Below are 1,585 nucleotides of genomic sequence, written 5' to 3'. Positions count from 1 at the left end.
TTTAGCAACCGAGCCAATGACTGGATAGCCGCCCGTTAAAGGATGATCATTCATAAACAAAACAGGTTGCCCGCTCGGTGGAATCTGCAAAGCACCAATGCATGTACCTTCACTTTCCAACTCGTAGGTAATTTTGCGAGTCAAAGGCTGCTCACCTGAAAGTCTTAGCCCGACGCGGTTGCTTTCATTGGTCACTAGCCACTCTTGCTGACAAAGCAGCTCAATACTGTCTTGTTCAAACCAGTCAGTGCGCGGCCCCATCACAATATCTAGCTCAACGACTTCACCAGCTTCTGGCAAATCGCTTTTACCCACTTCATTTAGGCTAATGTTGGCTGCCTTTATTTGCCCTTGATAAATGGTATCTCCGAGCTTTAGAGGCTCTGGCCCTAACACCGCCAAGCTGTCAAATGAAGCGCTATTGAGTACTGGTTCAATGTCTATACCACCCCGAACTGCCAGATAGTTTCTTAAGCCTGCTGTTGGTGGCTGAATTTGAAATTCATCGCCTTCATCTAAATCAATCGGCTGATAGCTTGCAAAGTCTGCGGTTTGACCATCAGCAAATTTCACACGGATGTTTGAAATAGCACCTGCAACTGCAATAACGCCCGCATGCTGCATTTTGGCTTTTAGACCGCCATTTAAAACTTCAATAACGGGTGTATCGGTTGGGTTACCCACAATACGGTTAGCACTATGCATGGCAGACAAATCCATTGCACCAGCCACTCCAACACCAATATTGGTCAGGTTTAAGCGTCCTTCGTCTTGAATAAGCATCTGTAAACTTGGCGCAGTGATCGTAAACAGTGGCAGAGATTGTTTCGGCTCAACCTTACGTTTGATTTGCTGCGGTACAGTCACAGTCGTTGGACTATGCGTGACATCTTCAAAATGAACGGTCATGCCCGGTAACAGCAATGCAGGGTTTTTACGCTCTAAATCCCACATTTTTTCCGATGTGGTTCCAATCAGCTGCCAGCCACCCGGACTGTCTTTTGGATAAATACCAGAGTATTTCCCAGCCAAGCCCAAAGAGCCTGACGGTATTTTTTTACGCGGAACCGTTAAACGTGGAATATCAGTAAAAGGTCTGTCAGGACTGCTCATATAAGCAAAACCCGGCGCAAAACCAATAAAAGCCACATTCCACACACTTTCGTGATGTTTTCTAATCACATCAGCTACAGACAACCCTTGTAGCTCGGCAACTTGCGCAAGGTCTTCACCGTCGTAACGAATCGGCACAATTACTTCTTGGCTGCTACGCTCAAATCCAGAATCAACTTTAAGGCCCTGAATTGAAGCGACTAGTGTTTTAAAGTTGGTTTCGATCTCGTTGAAAAAAACCAAAATTGTTTTTGCAGCGGGGACTAAGTCTTTAATTCCATTCAATTGCGTATTTTGCAATTTATTGTACAACGCCAAAGTTTCCTCTAGGCTCGCAAGCTCAATCAGAAAACAGTCGGCGTTTACCGATAAAAAACGCATTTGCTTATCCTTTTAATTCTTCTTTAGTCCAATTAGCCAATCCAAGCGCGGTCAGGAATGTCGGTAATAAACATGTGACCCGGTGCATGAC

The 1,585-nt window shown here is 45.1% G+C and carries 1 protein-coding gene; it reads right to left on the bottom strand.

All coding sequences use genetic code 11. From position 1 onward, the window contains the following. A partial coding sequence (locus tag UC75_RS00415) for an urea amidolyase family protein (protein ID WP_049837321.1) occupies nucleotides 1–1,494 on the bottom strand: 1,494 nt, incomplete at its 3' end. Nucleotides 1,495–1,585: the final 91 nt, after the last annotated feature.

Origin of the sequence: Acinetobacter sp. V2 (genome assembly GCF_001188385.1) — a bacterium.
GTDB lineage: Bacteria > Pseudomonadota > Gammaproteobacteria > Pseudomonadales > Moraxellaceae > Acinetobacter > Acinetobacter oleivorans.
The sequence above is the reverse complement of the archived record's forward strand: the minus strand, read 5'-3'. Positions and strand labels throughout refer to the sequence as shown.